14 protein-coding genes are annotated in these 19,832 nt (G+C 60.6%); 6 read left to right on the top strand and 8 right to left on the bottom strand.

The genetic code is table 11. The features are described 5' to 3' along the window. Nucleotides 1-271: 271 nt before the first annotated feature. The 3 genes from ACM6IM_RS00275 to ACM6IM_RS00265 all read right to left on the bottom strand — a co-directional run bounded on the left by ACM6IM_RS00275 (nt 272) and on the right by ACM6IM_RS00265 (nt 6,324). Entirely contained in the window at nt 272-802 is a 531-nt protein-coding gene (locus ACM6IM_RS00275; RefSeq protein WP_201194916.1) for a hypothetical protein, read from the bottom strand. 189 nt (nt 803-991) lie between these two features. Further along, nucleotides 992-2,245 (bottom strand): serine hydroxymethyltransferase, encoded by a 1,254-nt coding sequence (gene glyA, locus ACM6IM_RS00270; protein ID WP_201194914.1) that lies wholly within the window; start codon nt 2,243-2,245, stop codon nt 992-994. Between the two features lie 230 nt (nt 2,246-2,475). Next, nucleotides 2,476-6,324 carry an EAL and GGDEF domain-containing protein gene (locus tag ACM6IM_RS00265; protein WP_414863857.1) on the bottom strand — a complete coding sequence of 1,283 codons (3,849 nt, stop codon included), beginning with the start codon at nt 6,322-6,324 and terminating at the stop codon, nt 2,476-2,478. Nucleotides 6,325-6,608: 284 nt separating this feature from the next. Between ACM6IM_RS00265 and ettA the strand changes: the two genes are divergently transcribed. Beyond that, nucleotides 6,609-8,273 (top strand): energy-dependent translational throttle protein EttA, encoded by a 1,665-nt coding sequence (gene ettA, locus ACM6IM_RS00260; protein ID WP_192309062.1) that lies wholly within the window; start codon nt 6,609-6,611, stop codon nt 8,271-8,273. 334 nt (nt 8,274-8,607) lie between these two features. Beyond that, a complete protein-coding gene (gdhA, locus tag ACM6IM_RS00255; protein WP_201194910.1) occupies nt 8,608-9,945 on the top strand; it encodes an NADP-specific glutamate dehydrogenase in 1,338 nt (445 codons plus the stop codon). Here gdhA and ACM6IM_RS00250 read toward each other — a convergent pair. The 4 genes from ACM6IM_RS00250 to ACM6IM_RS00235 form a co-directional block, all read right to left on the bottom strand. Further along, entirely contained in the window at nt 9,942-10,436 is a 495-nt protein-coding gene (locus ACM6IM_RS00250; protein ID WP_414863856.1) for a GreA/GreB family elongation factor, read from the bottom strand. The genes gdhA and ACM6IM_RS00250 overlap by 4 nt on opposite strands. A 63-nt stretch (nt 10,437-10,499) precedes the next feature. After that, nucleotides 10,500-10,856 (bottom strand): hypothetical protein, encoded by a 357-nt coding sequence (locus ACM6IM_RS00245; protein WP_192309058.1) that lies wholly within the window; start codon nt 10,854-10,856, stop codon nt 10,500-10,502. Nucleotides 10,857-11,058: 202 nt separating this feature from the next. Further along, nucleotides 11,059-12,912 (bottom strand): DUF4105 domain-containing protein, encoded by a 1,854-nt coding sequence (locus ACM6IM_RS00240; RefSeq protein ID WP_414863855.1) that lies wholly within the window; start codon nt 12,910-12,912, stop codon nt 11,059-11,061. Between the two features lie 95 nt (nt 12,913-13,007). After that, nucleotides 13,008-13,496, bottom strand: a complete 489-nt coding sequence (locus ACM6IM_RS00235; protein WP_192309054.1) for a DUF3015 domain-containing protein — start codon at nt 13,494-13,496, stop codon at nt 13,008-13,010. 275 nt (nt 13,497-13,771) lie between these two features. On the opposite strand from ACM6IM_RS00235, the gene ACM6IM_RS00230 reads away from it, so the two are divergent. Together ACM6IM_RS00230 and ACM6IM_RS00225 are read left to right on the top strand one after the other, a co-directional pair. Next, entirely contained in the window at nt 13,772-16,210 is a 2,439-nt protein-coding gene (locus ACM6IM_RS00230; protein ID WP_192309052.1) for a Lon protease family protein, read from the top strand. 315 nt (nt 16,211-16,525) lie between these two features. After that, nucleotides 16,526-16,855 carry a hypothetical protein gene (locus ACM6IM_RS00225; RefSeq protein ID WP_192309050.1) on the top strand — a complete coding sequence of 110 codons (330 nt, stop codon included), beginning with the start codon at nt 16,526-16,528 and terminating at the stop codon, nt 16,853-16,855. Nucleotides 16,856-16,867: 12 nt separating this feature from the next. Here ACM6IM_RS00225 and ACM6IM_RS00220 read toward each other — a convergent pair whose 3' ends face one another. Then, complete coding sequence (locus ACM6IM_RS00220; RefSeq protein ID WP_414863854.1) at nt 16,868-18,691, bottom strand: hypothetical protein; 1,824 nt, start codon at nt 18,689-18,691, stop codon at nt 16,868-16,870. Nucleotides 18,692-18,849: 158 nt separating this feature from the next. On the opposite strand from ACM6IM_RS00220, the gene ACM6IM_RS00215 reads away from it, so the two are divergent. After that, a complete protein-coding gene (locus ACM6IM_RS00215; RefSeq protein WP_192309046.1) occupies nt 18,850-19,338 on the top strand; it encodes a TIGR00645 family protein in 489 nt (162 codons plus the stop codon). A 112-nt stretch (nt 19,339-19,450) separates the two neighbouring features. Further along, nucleotides 19,451-19,762: a DUF6482 family protein gene (locus ACM6IM_RS00210; RefSeq protein WP_192309044.1), complete on the top strand. Its 312-nt coding sequence runs from the start codon at nt 19,451-19,453 to the stop codon at nt 19,760-19,762. Nucleotides 19,763-19,832: the final 70 nt, after the last annotated feature.

Here is a 19,832-nt window from a genome sequence, read left to right as displayed (position 1 = left end):
GGTAGACAGCGGGCGCGATGAACTTTCGCGCCCGCTGGACGTAAGCAGTGACACTCACTTGATGTTTCGTCGTGAGGCTGGCGTGGCCGATATATTTCCCAACTAGCGCAACGCTGATCTTTCAACTGTCTTCTGTGAGTGTCCGCTTTTTGTATTTCGAGTTTCGAGCGCGCGAAAGTTAGCGGGAGCGGATATTTGCGGCACGCTTGAGTTAAATATCAAGTCACTTCCAGGAATGCTCTTTAACTATTCCTGCGAGTCGTTGAAATGATCAGGCTGCGCCCCGACTCTCAATGTCGAGTTTGAACTCCAGGGGCTTGGCTTTGTGCGACTCCGTGCAGACGAGCCCGCCGACTTTGGTGTTGCCTCGCACACTGAGTGTTTTGCCGCCTCTGGTGCGGATCCGGATGGATGCCGTCTCTTCGCCCAATTGGTCAAGCGTGATGATGCGGCCCTGCTGGTCCAGGAGATTGAAAGTGGTTTGTCCGCTGTTGGGCGAATAGGCTCCGATGAAGTCCTTCGTCTCATTACTCAATGCCTGACGATGGTACAGCCCGTTGGTGAACAGGTAGATGGAGTAATAGTCGTCGATGCAATAGAAATAAAATTTCAATTGATGCGGTGACACATCGCTTTTGACGCATAAATGGTTCGAGACATCCATATTGGCCTCGAAGGACCAGGTGTCGTAATCCAGCTTTTGTATGTAAGTGGTTTTGCCATAAGTCAACCTGGGTAGATGCAGGTTACCGTGCGAGGTTGATAGTGTTGCAACGAAAGAGCGTTCTTTGTTCTGTCCCATTGTGTTATGTCCATTAACTGGTTTAATTGCGTTGTTGCGGTCGTTATTAAGCTAGCAGTTATGAACTATTAAAGAGATTGGCTTTTAATGATCTGATGTTTCTACCCTTGATGACGGGGCGCTATCGGTCAGCCATATTCAAGACAAAAAAAAGCCCGGCCAATTGGCCGGGCTTTCAGTCATCCGCTATCAGGCGCCGTACACCGGCAGCTTCTTGCAGATGGCCTTGACCTTCTCGCGAACGGCGTCGATCACCGCTTCGTTGTTCAGGTCAGCCAGGATGTCGCAGATCCAGCCGGCCAGTTCCTTGCACTCGGCTTCCTTGAAACCGCGAGTGGTCACGGCCGGAGTGCCGAAGCGCAGGCCGGAGGTGACGAACGGGGAGCGTGGGTCGTTTGGCACGGAGTTCTTGTTCACGGTGATGAACGCCTTGCCCAGTGCGGCGTCAGCATCTTTACCGGAGATTTCCTGCTTGATCAGCGACAGCAGGAACAGGTGGTTCTGAGTACCGCCGGAAACCACGTCGAAACCGCGTTCGATGAACACGCTGGCCATGGCCTGGGCGTTTTTCACCACTTGTTGCTGGTAGGCCTTGAACTCAGGCTGCAGCGCTTCCTTGAAGCAGATCGCCTTGGCGGCGATCACGTGCTCCAGCGGGCCGCCCTGGGCACCCGGGAAGACCGCGGAGTTGAGTTTTTTCTCGATGTCGGCGTTGGCGCGAGCCAGGATCAGGCCGCCACGTGGACCGCGCAGGGTCTTGTGGGTGGTGGTGGTTACGACGTCGGCGAATGGCACCGGGTTCGGGTACACGCCTGCGGCCACCAGACCGGCCACGTGGGCCATGTCGACGAACAGGTAGGCGCCGACCTTGTCAGCGATTTCACGGAAGCGCGGGAAGTCGAGGATCTGCGAATAGGCGGAGAAACCGGCCACGATCATCTTCGGCTTGTGCTCGACCGCCAGGCGCTCGACTTCGTCGTAGTCGATCAGGCCATTGGCGTCGATGCCGTACTGCACGGCGTTGTACAGCTTGCCGGAGGAGGAAACGCTGGCACCGTGGGTCAGGTGACCGCCGTGGGCCAGGCTCATGCCCAGGATGGTGTCGCCTGCTTGCAGCAGGGCTAGATACACGGCGCTGTTGGCTTGCGAACCGGCGTGCGGTTGAACGTTGGCGTAATCGGCGCCGAACAGCTCCTTGGCGCGGTCGATGGCCAGTTGCTCGACCACGTCGACGTACTCGCAACCACCGTAGTAGCGCTTGCCCGGGTAGCCTTCGGCGTATTTGTTGGTCAGAACCGAGCCTTGAGCTTCCATCACCGCAGGGCTGGTGTAGTTTTCCGAAGCGATCAGCTCAATGTGCTCTTCCTGGCGCTGAGCTTCTTGCTCCATGGCGGCAAAGAGATCGGCGTCGTACTTGGCAATAGTCAAATCACGGCTGAACATGGCGGTCCTCAAGGATCGGGGGCAGAAAAGGGAGGCATTCTAACCCAATGGGTTTTAGATGGCATATGAAAGGACATCATGTCGTAGACAAGCGGGCTTCATGACGGGATCGGCGGTGAACAGGCCGGCCTCAGCGCGAGCAGGCCCGCTCCCCAAAGGGTCAAGGGCCTACCTGAAAAACTGCGCAAGCCTTCCTGCTCGCGATGCGACCCGCCCGTTCACCCCGGACCTCAATCGAACACGAACAACGCATCATTGCTGAACTGGGCTTCGAACCGGCCTGCCGCCATCGGCCGTCCGAACAGGTAGCCCTGAACCTCATCGCAACCATGCTCGCGCAGGAAGTCGAGCTGCTCATGGGTTTCCACGCCCTCGGCGATCACCGCCAGGTTGAGGCTGTGGGCCATGGCGATGATCGCCCGGGCGATCTGCGCGTCCTGTTCGCCCGAAGGCAGGCCGTCGACGAAGGTGCGGTCGATTTTCAGCACATCGATCGGGAATTGCTTGAGGTAGTTGAGCGACGAGTAACCGGTACCGAAGTCATCGACGGCGATGCTCAACCCGAGGTTCTTCAACCCGTCGAGAATCTGCATCGCCTCGCTGACTTCGCGCATCAGGATACTTTCGGTCAGTTCCAGCTCAAGGCACGCCGGCGGGAGGCCGGTTTCCTTGAGGATGTTGGCGATGCGCGTACCCAGTTGACCATCGGAAAACTGCCGCGCAGAGATGTTCACCGACACTTTCGGGACGCGGACCTTGGACTGGTGCCAGGTCTTGAGCTGGCTGCACGCTTCCCTGATCACCCAGTCCCCGACATCGACCACCAGCCCGAGCTCCTCGAGCACCGGGATGAAATCCCCTGGCGGCACCAGGCCGCGGCGTGGATGGCGCCAGCGCAGCAAGGCTTCGGCGCCGGTCAGGCGTTTGCCGTCGCCACTGAATTGCGGCTGGTAATACAGGATGAATTCGTTCTGATCCAGGGCATGGCGCAGGTCGCTTTCCAGCTCCAGGCGTTCCAGGGCACTGGCGTTCATGTCGGTCTGGTAGAACTGGAAGTTGTTCTTGCCGCGCTCCTTGGCGTGGTACATCGCGGTGTCGGCGTTTTTCATCAACTGGCTGAGTTCATTGCCATCCTGCGGGCTCAAGGCAATGCCGATACTCGCGGTGACGAAGAACTCGCGACCTTCCAGTACGAAGGGTTTGACCAGGCTGGCGAGAATCTGCTCGGCCACGTGAATCGCCCGGTTCAGGGCGACTTCCCGGTTGACCCGCGGTTGCAGGAGCAAGGTGAACTCGTCGCCGCCCATGCGGGCCACGGTGTCGTCATCGTCGACGCAACCGAGCAGGCGCGTGGCCATTTCCTTGAGCATGCGATCGCCGGCGGCGTGGCCCAGTGAGTCGTTGATCGGCTTGAAGCGGTCAAGGTCGAGGAACATCAGCACCACCCAGGACTTTTGCCGTTCCGCCGATTGCAACGCGGTGTGCAGGCGGTCCTGGAACAGGGTGCGGTTGGGCAGGTGGGTCAGGGCGTCATAATAGGCGAGGCGGTGAATACGCTGCTCGCTGGCCTTGCGCTCGCTGATGTCGGTGAAGAAGCAGACGTAACTGGCCAGGTCGCCTTCGTCGTCGAGCACTGCCGTGATACCGACCCACGCCGGGTAATGTTCGCCATTGCGGCGCTTGAGCCAGACTTCGCCTTCCCAGGTGCTGTTCTGGTTCAGTTGCTTGAGCACATAACGCAGGTGGGCTTCCTGTTGCTCGTCGACCGTCAGGATGTTCGGCAGCTGATCGAGTACCTGCTCGACCGCGTAACCGCTGACGCGGCTGAAGGCCTCGTTGGCCTGGACGATGTAGCCCGCCGGGTCGGTGATCAGGATCGCCGAGGTCGAGTGCTCGAATACCGTGGCCGCCATGCGCAGGTCTTTCTCGGCACGTCGTTGCTGGCTGATGTCGCGACCGACGCCGAGCACGCCTTCGAAAGCGCCGTGTTCGTCCCACACCAGCACCAGGCGCAACTCGATAGGAATCTTGCGCCCATCGCCGCGCAGGCAGTCGAACACGAACAGCTGGGTCTGCACCTGGTTGCGCAGCAGCGCCAGTTGATCGGGTTTATCCAGCGCTTTGCTGACACGGTCCATCAGGCTGAAGATGCCGGACAATTGCTGGGGGTTGGCAATGGTGGTCTGCCAGCCATTGCGGAAAATCCAGTCGACGTCATAACCCAGCACGCCTTGCACCGATGGGCTGACATAGTTGAGCGAGAGTTTGCTGTCGGTGGAGAAGATCACGTCGCTGATGCTTTCGGCCAGCATCCGGTAGCGCTGCTCGCTGTCGCGCAGGGATTCGCTGGCCTCGATCTGCTCGGTAATGTCCTTGGCCACGCCGATGATCCGAGTGACCTGATCGTATTTGTCCCGCGCCAGGGCCTGCTCGCGAATGTCGAAACGCCGCCATTTGCCGTCCCGGTGACGGAAGCGCAGCTGGCATTGCAGCAACTGGGCGTAGCCCGAATGTCGCTGGGCCTGGCGCGAACGATGGTAGTAGTCGGCATCTTCGGGGTGCAGGAGGATTTCCCAGAAATACTCGCCCATCTGGTGCAGTTCGGTGCGGTTGTAGCCGAGTGTCTGGCCCAGGTGGTGGTTGCTGAAGATCATTCGCTGGCTGATCACGTCCTGCACGTACAGGTGATCCGGCACGGTGCGCACCACGTCGGACCAGAACCCTTCACGCTCGAGCAGCGACAGTTCGATGAGCTTGCGGCTGGTGATGTCGTTGATGCTCAGGATCACCGCTTTATAGTCGCCCGGGTCTTCCGGCAGGCGCAGCACCAGCCACAAGTGTTGGTCGCGGCCGTTGGCGTCCGGCAGTTTGATTTCCAGTTCGAGCTGTTTCTGCTGGTTGAGCACCGCATCGAGCACCTGATTGCCGATGGCGATGCCGTCCAGCGGGTTGCCGTCGATCAACAATTTCCAGGCTTGTTCGCAGGTGCCGACGTTGAGCAGTTGCAGCGCCACCTGGTTGACCTCGGTGATCCGCAGTTCCTGCAACATTTGCCGCCGTTGGTCCGTGACGGCCAGCCAGGTTTGCAGTTGTTCGCTGCCTTGCAGGTTCGCCTTGTCGAACGCGCTCCTCAAGCCCGACACGTCGAGGACGCACAGCGCGACGCCGGTGCCTTCGAAAATATCCTGGTAGCGGCGACGACCTTCCGTCACCTGGCGTTGGCGGCGGCGCAGGTTCAACAGGGCAATCAGCGGCAACAGGGAGAACGCCAGCCCCAGCAGGCATTTGCCGATGAAGGCGGGCAGCAGTTCCTCGATGACCCGTTGACGGTCGAACAACCCGCGCAATTGCCAGTCGCTATAGCTCAGCGGCACCGTCAGCACACTGTTGGCGACATCGGCTTCGGTCAGTTCGCCGGGTTTGGCCAGGGGACCCGACGGGTCACGGCTGAGGACCTGGTGATTGACGCGGTTTTCCACCAGCCACATCGGGCGGATGCCGGTTTCGTTCAGTTGGGTCAGTGCCGAGAAAAAGTTCGGCTTCAGGCGCAACGCCCAGTAACCGCGTGTACTGCCGCTGGCCTGATGCAGCAGCAGGTGCACCATCGAGCCATTATCGGCGTTGCTGAAATAGTGCACCTGGGCGCGGCTGCGTCGAACCAGCTCGGCAAGGTAGTCGGCGTCGTCGCTGTCGGTGGCACTGTCGCTGAGGATTTTGCCGGAAGGGCTCAGTAACGCAATGCTGAGCAGGTCGGGCATGCTTTTCCGCAGCTTGCGCAACAGCTCCTGTTGTTCGTCTGCACTTTGCGGTTGCTCGACGATCGGAAGCAGGTTGAGGGCAATCTGCGCGTTGAGCGACATGTTCAGGCTGACTTGCGCGGCCAGGTCGGCGGTGTAGTCGATGGTGTACTGGCGCTGGTTTTTCTGGGTTTCCCGCAGTTGATCCAGCAACTGCCAGAAGAGCAGGGCGAGCAGCAACAGCACCAGTGTCGCCAGCACGCCTTTCAGGGTTCCGCGCAGGGGGGAGCCGGGCGCACCGGTCGGTGCACGGGTGATCGGGGGCGGCGTGACGTTGGACAAGCTGTGATCCTGCGGTTTGGCTGGACTGGCGCGACGTGCACTATAAGCCGGACGCCCGAAGGGCGCCTAGCATGCCTTGACTTGTGGCAAAGTGCCAGCCCCGTTCGGCTGGACTGCCTCTCGTCATTCAGGTAGCTTTGCCGGTTACGCGGGAGCGTTCCAGCTCCTAGAATCAGGTTTTTTCAGCGCGCAGCAATGATAGCCATCAAGCGTCGACGCGCACCGGCCTGGCCAGGCTTCGCCTGCGCTCCACCCATTCATCAGTCACTGACCCAAGGTTCTCCATGGCTCAATACGTATTCACCATGCATCGGCTGGGCAAAGTTGTTCCGCCGAAGCGGGAAATCCTGAAAAACATTTCGCTGTCCTTTTTCCCTGGCGCCAAGATCGGCGTGCTCGGCCTCAACGGTTCGGGTAAATCCACGCTGTTGAAAATCATGGCCGGCGTCGACACCGAATTCGAAGGCGAAGCCCGTCCGATGCCGGAGCTGAACATCGGTTACCTGCCACAGGAACCGATCCTGGACCCGACCAAGACCGTCCGTGAAGTGGTCGAGGAAGCGGTCAGCGTGATCAAGGACGCCCAAGCGCGCCTGGACGAGGTCTACGCGGCTTACGCCGAACCGGATGCCGACTTCGACAAACTGGCGGCTGAACAGGCCAAGCTCGAAGCCATCCTGCAGGCGGGCGACGGTCATAACCTGGAACGTCAGCTGGAAGTTGCCGCCGATGCGCTGCGTCTGCCGGCCTGGGACGCCAAGGTCGAACACCTGTCCGGTGGTGAAAAACGTCGTGTGGCCCTGTGCCGCCTGCTGCTGTCCGCACCGGACATGCTGCTGCTCGACGAACCGACCAACCACCTGGACGCCGACTCCGTCGCCTGGCTGGAGCATTTCCTCCACGACTTCCCGGGCACCGTGGTTGCGATCACGCACGACCGTTACTTCCTGGACAACGTCGCCGGCTGGATTCTGGAACTCGACCGCGGTGCGGGCATTCCTTACGAGGGCAACTATTCGGGTTGGCTGGAAGCCAAGTCCGATCGTCTGGCCCAGGAGTCCAAGCAGCAATCGGCCCATGAAAAAGCCATGAAGGAAGAACTGGAGTGGGTGCGCAAAGGCGCCAAGGCCCGCCAGTCCAAATCCAAGGCGCGCCTGCAACGCTTCGAGGAAATGCAATCGCAGGAATTCCAGAAGCGCAGCGAAACCAACGAGATCTACATCCCGGCCGGTCCGCGCCTGGGCGACAAGGTCATCGAGTTCAAGAACGTCACCAAGGGCTACGGTGATCGCGTGTTGATCGACAACCTGTCGTTCTCCATGCCCAAAGGCGCCATCGTGGGCGTGATCGGCGGTAACGGTGCCGGTAAATCGACCCTGTTCCGCATGCTGATGGGCAAGGAAACACCGGATTCGGGCAGCATCGAAATCGGCGAAACCGTGCAACTGGCCTGCGTCGACCAGAGCCGCGAAGACCTGGACGGCAGCAAGACCGTGTTCCAGCAGATCTCCGACGGTTCGGACCAGATCCGCATCGGCAACTACGAGATTCCGTCGCGTACCTATGTCGGTCGCTTCAACTTCAAGGGCGGCGATCAGCAGAAGTTCGTCAAAGACCTGTCCGGTGGTGAGCGCGGTCGCCTGCACCTGGCCCTGACCCTGAAAGAGGGCGGCAACGTCCTGCTGCTCGACGAACCGTCCAACGACCTCGACGTTGAAACCCTGCGCTCCCTGGAGGAAGCCCTGCTGGACTTCCCGGGCGCCGCCATTGTGATCTCCCACGATCGGTGGTTCCTGGACCGTGTGGCCACGCACATCCTGGCGTACGAAGACGACTCGCAAGCGGTGTTCTTCGAAGGCAACTACACCGAGTACGAAGCCGACCGCAAGAAACGCCTCGGGGAGGCGGCCGCCCAGCCGCACCGCGTACGACACAAGAAACTGGCCTGATTTCGGGTTGGCTGGATGAAAGAGCGGAGCCTTCGGGCTCCGTTTTTTTTTGCGTTTTTCCTGTGGCCGCGTGGGGTATTCATCGCGAGCAGTGGCACAGGACCGATTTTGTGGGAGCGAGCCTGCTCGCGATAGCCTTTCCATGGGTGGTGCAATGCCTGGCTCCGACATCCCCTTTCTGGTGCAAAAAAACGTCGTATTTCCGGATGAATTTATATCCAATGCACCATTTAATTTCATAACTGCGACATTTTGCGCTGTTCCAGTGCGTGAATCGTTTGTTACAGTCCGGCTCAAAATCTTCCAACGACAACAAATTTGCCGAGACTTTTCCATGATTGAATCCGTCGACTCCTTCCTTGCCCGACTGAAAAAACGCGACCCGGACCAGCCGGAATTCCACCAGGCCGTGGAAGAAGTCCTGCGCAGCCTGTGGCCGTTTCTCGAGGCCAATCCGCATTACCTGACCTCCGGCATCCTGGAGCGGATGTGCGAGCCGGAGCGGGCGGTCGTGTTTCGCGTGTCATGGGTCGACGATCAAGGCAAGGTGCAGGTCAATCGCGGTTTCCGCGTGCAGATGAACAGCGCCATCGGTCCGTACAAGGGCGGCTTGCGCTTCCATCCGTCGGTCAACCTCGGTGTGCTGAAATTCCTCGCCTTCGAGCAGACCTTCAAAAACTCGCTGACCTCGCTGCCGATGGGCGGCGGCAAGGGCGGTTCGGACTTCGACCCCAAGGGCAAGAGCGACGCGGAGGTCATGCGTTTCTGCCAGGCCTTCATGAGCGAGCTGTACCGCCACATCGGTGCGGACGTTGACGTGCCGGCCGGCGACATCGGCGTCGGTGCGCGTGAGATCGGTTTCCTGTTCGGCCAGTACAAGCGCCTGAGCAATCAGTTCACCAGCGTGCTGACCGGCAAGGGCCCGAGCTACGGCGGCAGCCTGATCCGCCCGGAAGCCACCGGTTTCGGCTGTGTGTACTTTGCCGAGGAAATGCTCAAGCGCCGCGGTGAAACCGTCGAAGGCAAGCGCGTGGCCATCTCGGGCTCGGGCAACGTAGCGCAATATGCCGCGCGCAAGGTCATGGACCTTGGCGGCAAGGTGATTTCCCTCTCCGACTCCGAAGGCACGCTGTATTGCGAGGCCGGTTTGACCGAAGCGCAATGGCTGGCGTTGCTGGAGCTGAAAAACGTCAAGCGCGGCCGCATCAGCGAGCTGGCCACGGCATTTGGCCTGGAGTTCCGGGCCGGCCAGTGCCCCTGGGACCTGGCGTGCGATATCGCGCTGCCGTGCGCGACTCAGAACGAACTCGACGCCGAGGCTGCGCGCACGCTGTTGCGTAACGGCTGCGTCTGCGTGGCGGAGGGTGCGAACATGCCGACCACCCTGGAAGCGGTGGATCTGTTCATCGACGCCGGCATCCTGTTTGCGCCAGGCAAGGCGTCGAATGCCGGCGGTGTGGCGGTCAGCGGTCTGGAGATGTCGCAGAACGCCATGCGCCTGTTGTGGACCGGTGGCGAAGTGGACAGCAAGCTGCACGGGATCATGCAGTCGATCCACCACGCCTGCGTGCACTACGGCGAAGAGAACGGCCGGGTCAACTACGTCAAGGGCGCGAACATCGCCGGTTTTGTCAAAGTTGCCGACGCCATGCTCGCCCAGGGTGTGGTTTAAGCCGTTTCGATGCGGATGATCTCGATCGTCTGATCCCCGGCCGGGCGTTGCCACAGCACCTCGTCTCCGAGTTGTGCGCCGAGCAATGCCCGGCCCAGCGGGGAGCCCCAATTGATCAGGCCGGCCGGCGCGTCGGCCTGGTCCTCGCCCACCAGTTGCACGGTGCGCTCGGTGTCGTGTTCGTCGGCGAACGTCACACGGCTGCCGATCTGCACTTTTTGCGTTGAGCTGGGTGCCGGCACGACCTGCGCACTTTGCAGGCGTTGATTGAAGTAGCGCAGATCCCGCTCCAGGTCGGCCAGACGTTGCTTGTCGGCCTGCTCGCCCCTGGCCGACTGCTCGCCGTGGCGTTGCTGCAGCTCGGCAACCTTCGCCTGCAACTGGGCAAGGCCTTCGGGCGTGACGTAATTGGGCTGCGTGCTGACCTGGCGTTCGACGGGCTGGTCGGCTTGCGCGGCGGCGTTATCTTCATTGACGAAGGCGCGACTCATGGGTGTCCTCCCTGTTATAGGGTTTGGGCCATGGTCACAGGCTTTTGGTTTCCTGTCAGCGACTCATTGCGAGTGAAAGGCCCGGGCGGTGTCCTGGTCTTTCTGCTGCTGCCAGGCTTTTTCCCGCTCGTCCCAATGGTGGCTGCGATAGTCGTCGCGCTCCTCGCTCTCGCGCATGGCCTGGCACTGGCGAAAGCCATCGCTCCAGCCCTCGGCGTAGGGCCGGTCCTTGAGGTAGCGGGCAACGTTCTTGCGAAATTCGCCGGTGATCGCACCGGCGGCCTGGCGACCGCTGCTGCAACCATCGTCGAAGCCATCGGCGAATGCCGGCGGGTATCCCCTGGCAATCAACGCTTCGTGGGTCGTCTGGCAACCCGCGATCAACAGCACTACACCCACCACCGCCATACAGCGCCGCATCGTCGTCTCCCGAGCCGCTCAGCGGCTGATGAAGCGAGTCTACGAGCAGGTTCGTGAGGCGTTCGTGAAAGGGGTGTGATGGATGTGTCATGAAACATAAAATGTGGGAGCGGGCTTGCTCGCGAAGGCGGTCTGCCAATCAACGGCATGGTGGCTGACACACCGCCTTCGCGAGCAAGCCCGCTCCCACATGGGATTTGCGTCAGTAGTGATACCACTTCACCTCGAGCATCACCTCGTTTTCAGGGGTGGCCAGGTGGCTGAATTCACGTTGGGCGCTCAGGCGCAGGCCAAGGTTGCGCGACAATTCCCACTGCTGATTCAGGCTCAGGCTGCGGCGCACTTCGCCATTGGTGAAGAAATCACTCTTGGCTTCCAGGCTGAAGTTGCCCAGCGGGTTCTTCCACAGCAGGCCACTGTTGAACCCGGCGGCGGGCGAGATGAACTCGGCGAAATCGTTGTTGTGTTCGACCCGCACGGTGCCCAGGGCAAAACCCAGCATGTCCTCACTCAGTTGCCACGTGCCGCCGCCCCCACCGTTGACGTGGCTGACCAGGGTTTCGTCATCATGCTTGCCGGGAACGCGCTCCAGCCCGCCGGTGACTTGCCAGGACAGCGGCTGCAGCAGCTCGTTGCGCGGCGTCAGCGAGCGGATGGTCGCCAGATCCAGTTGCTGCAATTGCCACTGATTGCCTTCGTACTGGCGCAGTTTCATCTGCAGGATTTCGATCTGTGCGCCCAGGGGGAAACTCTCGGCGTTGTCGTTGAGGTCGTGATAGGCCATGCGCAGGCCGTATTCGCCGAAGGCCTGGTCGCCCCGGGTGCCGATGCCGGCCTGCCAGGTGCGGGATTCGTGGCCATCTTCGGGCAGGCCGGGTTGGGCGATGTCCAGTTCCGGCGCCGGGTTCTGGTTGATCGCCCGCAGCAGTTCGAAACTGCGCTGGGCCCGCTGCGGATCACGTTCCTGACCGTTGGCGCGGTAGCGTTCGAGGCGATAAGCGGCATCGATGATCAAGGCCTGGCGCTCGCGGGGTTGTGCCTTGAACGCCGGCTCCTGCAATTGTCGCTGATCGGCGCTGACCTTCAGCACCCACTGTTGTTCTTCAGGGTCCAGCGTCTCGGCGCGACTCAGCAGTTCGCGCTCACGCGATGGCCGGTACTGGATCGACTCCACCAGGCCGGCTTCCTTGACCGCCTTGACGGTGTCGGTGGGGATCGCCGTCAGGGGGAACTGTTCCGTCAGGCGCAGACTCGGGCGTGCGACCTGCAACAGTTCCAGCAGGCGATAGGAGCAGTTTTCGTCGAAGAAGAAGTAGTCGAACTGGATCTGCTTCAGCTCCCAGACGTGCTCGACCATGCGCTCGGTTTCCTGCTGCGTCAGGTTCAGGCGGTATTCCCACAGGTCACGGTTTTCCAGGCTGCGGTATTCCGAGAGTTTTTCCTGGTAGGGCACCAGCGCAAACAGGCCCGGATAGCCGCCCATCAAGCCCTTCCAGGCGTACAGGATGCTGTTGTCCGAGCCTTCGATGTAGGCGCCGAAGTTGATGGCGTAGCTGAGCAGCGAGGTCTTGTCGCTCTGGACATCCGCCTGGTCGATGCGCAACAGGGTGTGGCCGAACATCGACGACGGGCTGTTCAGGTAGGCAGCCGGGAAAATCATCACCGCGCTGTGAGGCGAGACATCCTTGAACCATTGCTTGAACTCGGCGCATTCAGGCGTCGGCAGGTCGGTCAGATCGAGCTGCGCCTTGAGCCAGCGGGTGCGGGAGGGATAGACGCATTGGGCGTGTTGCTCGCCGGCACTGGCCGGTGCATACAGCGCCTGGACGGTGGCTGCCAGCTCACGGTCGGGGTGTTCGTTGCCGTCCGGCGCCAGGAAGAATTTCCGGTCGCTGACATAGCTGCGCCAGCCGCCCAGTTTGGCGGTTTCGTAGTGGCCCAGGGAAATCCAGAAGGGATCGTTGGCCAATTGCTGCAAACGTTGATTGTCGATGTGAGGCGCGGCGGATAGCGGGGCGCAGACACACAGCGCCAGCCAGGCAAGGCGTTTGAGCATAGTCGGGCAACTTAAATTCGAAAGAAATAAAGACCCAAGGAGGGGCAGGTCCAAAAAATAAAACCCGCTCCCCGAAAGGAACGGGCGGGTCGAGCTTAAGCTTGAGTAGCGTACTTGGCCAGACGCGGATCGTTTTTCAGAACGGCCAGGGTGTTGGTATGCACGTCTTCAGCGGTCACGTCAGCCTTGCTGAAGATCTGCTGGAAGTGCTCGTGGGTCACGGCAGCGAAGTGCGCACGGTCTTCCGGCGCCACGCCCAGTACCACGGCGTAGGTCGTCAGCGCTTCGCCATTGCCTTTGGCCATGTCTTCCGACAGCTCGTTCATCATGCCATTCATGGCAAACCAGGATTTGCCGCCATAGGTCAGCGACGCATTGGTCGAGCAACCGTTGGTGCCGGAAGTCATGCCGAACGTTGCGTTACCGGAAGTGCCGTTGGTGGTGGATGCCAGGAAGTGAGCCGGAGTACCACGCTGACCTTCGAACAGCATGTTGCCCCAACCGCAATCCGGGCCGCCTGGCGCCTGAGCCATGGCGTTGATGGATACAGCGGTGAAGAGAGTACCGAGAAGAATCCGTTTCATAGCTTTGTTCTCTTTATGTGCATACCAATGGACAAGGGTTTGGCCCGAACAGGCGCCAGAGGGCCGGTTATTGTTCCAGCCGCGCAGGTTGGAGTTTAGGCAGGTTCCAAGGGTTCCGTTACTTTTTGCGAAATATTCGTTGAAAACGTTGATTTAGACCCGGTCCGCCTGGGGGAGCCGGTTTGTCTATGCTCAGGCTGACGCTGCGCCTTGCAAGTGGGCTATGGGCAGCGCCAGAATGCCGCTATCTGCCCCGCCTGATGTAAGGAAGCCCGATGCCTGATCCTGTTGCTGCCAGCTTGCGTCTAGCGCCCGAAGCGCTGACCCGTCCGTTTTCCGCTGAACAGTTCAGCTTCTCTACCACCAATGATCTGGAGCCCTTCCGCGGTGTGCTTGGCCAGGAACGTGCGGTCGAAGCCTTGCAGTTTGGCGTGGCCATGCCGCGCCCCGGTTACAACGTGTTCGTCATGGGTGAACCCGGCACCGGCCGGTTTTCGTTCGTCAAACGTTACCTGAAGGCAGAGGGCAAGCGATTGCAGACCCCGTCGGACTGGGTCTACGTCAACAACTTCGATGAACCGCGCGAACCCCGTGCCCTGGAGCTGCCGTCTGGCAGCGCCGGCGCGTTCATCGGCGACATCAACGCCTTGATCGACAACCTGCTGGCGACGTTTCCGGCGGTGTTCGAACACCCTTCCTACCAGCAGAAGAAAAGCGCCATCGATCGCGCGTTCAACCAGCGCTACGACAAGGCGCTGGACGTGATCGAGCGCCTGGCGCTGGAGAAGGACGTCGCGCTTTATCGCGATGCCAGCAACATTGCGTTTACCCCGATGAGCGACGGCAAGGCCCTGGATGAAGCAGAGTTCGCTCAGTTGCCGGAAGCCGAACGCGATCGCTTTCACGACGACATTTCCGCCCTCGAGGAACGTCTGAACGAAGAACTCGCCAGCCTGCCGCAATGGAAGCGCGAGTCGAGCAACCAGTTGCGTCACCTCAATGAGGAAACCATCACCCTGGCCTTGCAGCCGCTGCTGTCGCCATTGTCGGAAAAATACGCCGAGAACGCGGCGGTGTGCGGTTACCTGCAGGCCATGCAGGTCTACCTGCTGAAAACCGTGGTCGAACAATTGGTCGACGACAGCAAGTCCGACGCGGTCGCCCGCAAGATGCTCGAAGAGCAGTACGCGCCAAGCCTGGTGGTCGGCCATGCCGCCAGCGGCGGTGCGCCTGTGGTGTTCGAGCCGCACCCGACATACGAAAATCTGTTCGGCCGCATCGAATACAGCACCGATCAGGGCGCGCTCTACACGACCTATCGGCAGTTGCGTCCGGGAGCGCTGCACCGGGCCAATGGCGGGTTCCTGATCCTCGAAGCAGAAAAAATGCTCAGCGAGCCGTTCGTGTGGGATGCCCTCAAGCGCGCCCTGCAATCGCGCAAGCTGAAGATGGAATCGCCACTGGGCGAACTGGGCCGCCTGGCCACGGTGACCCTGACTCCGCAACACCTTCCGTTACAGGTCAAGGTCGTCATCATCGGTGCGCGCCAGTTGTATTACACGCTGCAGGATCTCGATCCGGACTTCCAGGAGATGTTCCGCGTCCTGGTGGATTTCGACGAAGACATCCCGATGGTCGACGAGAGCCTGGAGCAATTCGCGCAGTTACTGAAAACCCGCACCTCGGAAGAAGGCATGGCGCCGCTGACGGCGGACGCCGTCGCGCGCCTGGCGACCTACAGCGCGCGCCTGGCCGAACACCAGGGGCGTCTGTCGGCGCGTATCGGTGACCTGTTCCAGCTGGTCAGCGAGGCGGATTTCATCCGTCACCTGGCGGGCGACGAAATGACCGACGCCGGGCACATCGAGCGCGCGCTGAAGGCCAAGGCCACCCGCACCGGGCGCGTTTCGGCGCGGATTCTCGACGACATGCTGGCCGGGATCATCCTGATCGACACCGATGGCGCCGCCGTCGGCAAGTGCAACGGCCTGACGGTGCTGGAGGTCGGCGATTCGGCCTTCGGTGTGCCGGCGCGGATTTCCGCCACGGTCTATCCGGGCGGCAGCGGCATCGTCGACATCGAGCGCGAGGTCAACCTCGGCCAGCCGATCCACTCCAAGGGGGTGATGATCCTCACCGGTTACCTGGGCAGCCGTTACGCCCAGGAATTCCCCCTGGCGATCTCCGCGAGCATTGCCCTGGAGCAGTCCTACGGCTACGTCGACGGCGACAGTGCTTCGCTGGGCGAGGCGTGCACCTTGATCTCGGCCTTGTCGAAAACACCGCTCAAGCAGTGTTTTGCGATCACCGGTTCGATCAACCAGTTTGGCGAAGTGCAGGCGGTGGGCGGGGTCAACGAGAAGATCGAAGGCTTCTTCCGCCTTTGTGAGGCCCGTGGGCTGACCGGCGAGCAAGGGGCGATCATTCCGCACGCCAACGTGGCCACGTTGATGCTCGACGAGAAAGTGCTGGCGGCGGTGCGTGCGGGGCAGTTCCACGTGTACGCGGTACGCCAGGCGGACGAAGCCCTGAGCCTGCTGGTGGGCGAACCGGCCGGTGCGCCGGACGAGAACGGCGAGTTCCCCGAAGGCAGCGTCAATGCCAGGGTGGTCGAGCGTCTGCGAGTCATTGCCGAAATGATCAGCGAGGAAGACCTCAAGGAAGCCGAGAAGGAAGCGGCACAGGAAGCGTTGGCGGAGGCCAAGCCGGCCTGATTTGAGCGCCGCAGATTAAACCTGTGGGAGCGGGCTTGCTCGCGAAGGCGGTGGATCAGTCAGCAATTGTGTTGAATGTTGAACCGCCTTCGCGAGCAAGCCCGCTCCCACAGGGATATTGGGTGCATCCGCTAATAAAGTGCCATCACTCTGGCGTCAAGATTCACACAATGACCGCTCGGCGCCTTCTGGTCTCAGTTGGCGTCCTGTTCGAACTTTTCTTCTATCCTCAGCTCAAGGATAAGGAGAGTCATCACTGGATCGAGACAGCTCCCCTCTGGGGGCTGAACAGCGGATCTACCGAGGGGCGCCGCCATGTCGCGCAACCTTTGCCTCACCCGTCAATGCCTGGGCCTTGTGACCCGTATCGAGTGTGCCATCCGCCCTTTGGCGGGGGATACGGGCATGTGGACCTTGCTCTTCGCTGCCGGAATGGCCGGCGAACAACCTTCAGCCATCAAGGCGCAGGGCCCGTTTCATGGTCCGTTCGTGGCTGAGTCCATCCTCGACACCATCGTTGAAAGCCTGACCCTGCATGGTTACGAGCTGGCGGACGATCCGCAGATCTGGTGCCTGCACCTGCAGGCCCAGTTGCGGGAAATCAACGGCGGACGTTGCCGCAGTTCGGGCGGCTTTCCGTCCTGACGGTCGACAGAGTCACGGCGCCGGGTCGGACGTCTCAGTCTTGTCGAGCTTGACCTCGAAACCGTACTGCACGGTGCTGAGGTCGGTACGCTGATAGGTTTCCAGCCGTGTGGGCTGGCCGTAGAAGTAATGCACGCCGAATAACGCCGGGCCTTCGGGGCTCGCGTCGTGGCTGACCGAAAGAATCTCCTTGAGGTAGTGACCGCTGTTGTCCCTGGCGAAAAAGCGCCAGTCCTGGGCGGGAAAGAGCTTCAGGTCCACCACCAGTGCATTGCCTTTGAGCTCCAATCCTTTGGGCAGCGCGTGGGTATCGTAGGTCTGCTTGTCGACCGTTGCCAGGAACAGGGGCATGGAGCCCACGGCGTAGGCGGGCGTCTGCGCGAACAGGTTCAAATCGTAGGTGATGACGCCTCTCAGGGGGTCGATCTGATAGGCCTCTGGCGGCAGTTCGATCGGCTCATCGCGCTTGCCGCGGCTGTCCTCGGTAAAGAAGGTGACCGGGCTTTCGCCAGGATTGAATTCGCTGCCCAACAGCTCATCGTTGAAACTTCGGGTGTGGTCGAATTCGATGCGCGCGGCGCTCGGTTCATCGACCGACTGGCGGATGCTGACGCTTTTTTTCAGTTGTTCCTCGCTCAGCGCTGCCCCTTTTAGCCACGTGGGGGCCTGGTCGTCGTACACCACCACGGGCAGCGTCAGGGGCTGGATGGCTTTTTCCGTGGTGTGCCGATCGAAGCGACGGACCGGCAGGTCAAGGTCCTTGCGCGTGACCGTGGCGGTCGAGAAGTCGAGCAGGCTGACCTCGAGGCTGTCGACCGGCCCGTTGAAATACACTTTGGAGTACAGGTTTTTCTGTTGCTGCTCGAAGACCCGTTGCTCGTCTTCAAGCTGTTTTTCGAACGCTTCGCTCCAGGCCTTTTCCTTCTGCATCTTTGCCAGTTGTTTTTGGTAGAAGGCAATTTGCGCGGCGCTCTGGTTGATCGAGCCCGAGCGCGAAAGAAATTGCCCGGTGGCGTCCCTGGCCTGGACGATCAGCGGGTTGAGGGGCGTTTCAGCGACCTCGGGCGCCAGCGGCGCGCTGTTGTTGTACTCGATTTCGGCGTAGTTGCCGGTCAGCTTCACCAGCGTGACGCTGAGGTTGTCGTTGCGGCGGGTCTGGCCGATGTCCTTTTTCGTCAGGTCAAAGCTGTAGAGCCGACGCGGTGCGATGACTTCCACTTTGCCCTGCAGGCTGACGGGTTGTGGCTGGTGCTTGTTTTGCAGGCCGTCGATGAACGGGTAGGTCACCGTGAGGTCGTCAGGATGGGTCAGGTTCGAGCTGGAGGGGCTCAGTTGGATGCCGGGATCGGTTTCCGACCATTCCGGCTGGAACGCGATCACGCGCTTGTCACTCAGGGTCACCGACTGCCATTCCAGTCCGTGGGGAAAGAAAAAACCGGCCGGTATGTCGAAATTGAAGGGGAACAGCGGTTGCAGGTCGGTCAGGTAATCGGAACTGGAGTCCTTGTGCAGCACGATCAGGCCATTGATGTAGGTGTCGACCAGGGCCTGGGGCGTGGCGTAGTGCTTGAGCACGGCCAGGACATCTTCGCCGTATTCGGTTTCCACAGGCTTGCTGTCGAGCTTGAGCTGCGCCCGTTCGAGCAATAACAACGAACTGCCCAGTTCGGTCACGGCATCCTTGAGCCTGGGGTCCTGAATCGCTGCCAGCGACGTTTCGAACTGCGCGGTCTTTTCGTCCAGATTGGTCTGAGGTTTGTCCTCGCCGGGCGAGCAGCCACCGGTCAACAGTGCCAGAAACATGCCGAGGCTTTTCAAAGGCAATCGCCCATCCATTTCCAGTCTTCCTGTCTGATATCACTGCGCTGTCAATGGTTTGGACACTAGCAGAAAAACCTTGTCATACACGTGCAGGTGGCGGATTTACCGACGGTTTATGGGTGTAACAGGCGGCTGGTATACTCGCCGCCATTTCCAACCACGTGTGAGATTCAATGGAACGCTTTATCGAAAATGCAATGTACGCCTCCCGCTGGCTGCTGGCGCCGATCTACTTCGGCCTTTCCCTCGGTCTGCTGGCCCTGGCGCTGAAATTCTTCCAGGAAGTCTTCCACGTCATCCCCAACGTGTTCTCGATGGCCGAGTCCGATCTGATCCTGGTGCTGCTGTCGCTGATCGACATGGCGCTGGTGGGCGGCCTGCTGGTGATGGTGATGATTTCCGGCTACGAGAACTTCGTGTCCCAGCTGGACATCGACGACACCAAGGAAAAGCTCAACTGGCTGGGTACCATGGACTCGTCTTCGTTGAAGATGAAGGTCGCGGCATCCATCGTGGCCATTTCGTCGATCCACCTGCTGCGGATTTTCATGGACGCAAAGAACGTCGATCCCGAGCACCTGATGTGGTACGTGATCATCCACATGACGTTCGTGGTCTCGGCGTTCGCCATGGGGTACCTGGACAAGCTCACCAAGCACTGATTGGCCCGGTGCGGGTATGAAACAGACGGGCGGTGGCGTTCCGGCTTGTACTTTGAGGTTCTGAAGCCTATCCCTAAAGGGATGTTGTCTCGCCAGTGCGTGGGGTGCGTTCATGAACTTCGTAGAGCTACATGCTTATGCCATCGCCGGGAAAATCGATGAGCTGAACCTGGTCTCGCTGGAAGGCGGGATCTATCTGCTGGAGGCGCGCATGCACGGTGCGGCGTATCCGTTGAGCGATGCCCGGGGCCAGATGTTCCACTTGCGCTCGGTGGAGCACGCACGGGCGGTGCTTCACGACTTTCCCGACTTGCCGTTCAACCTGGTGCACACCTCGGTCCATGATGAAATGTGCGGGCTGGAGGCGGGGACCGGGGAAAGCCTCAAGGTGCCCATCGGCTTCGGTTCTGCCTGGCATCATTGACACCCCTCATCAGCACATCGACATCTGTGCTAGTCTGCTGGCCCTTTTTGGTTCCGGGCGCTCCGGGGAC

The sequence above is a fragment of the Pseudomonas sp. IT-P12 genome, assembly GCF_949767465.1.
GTDB lineage: Bacteria > Pseudomonadota > Gammaproteobacteria > Pseudomonadales > Pseudomonadaceae > Aquipseudomonas.
The sequence above is the reverse complement of the archived record's forward strand: the minus strand, read 5'-3'. Positions and strand labels throughout refer to the sequence as shown.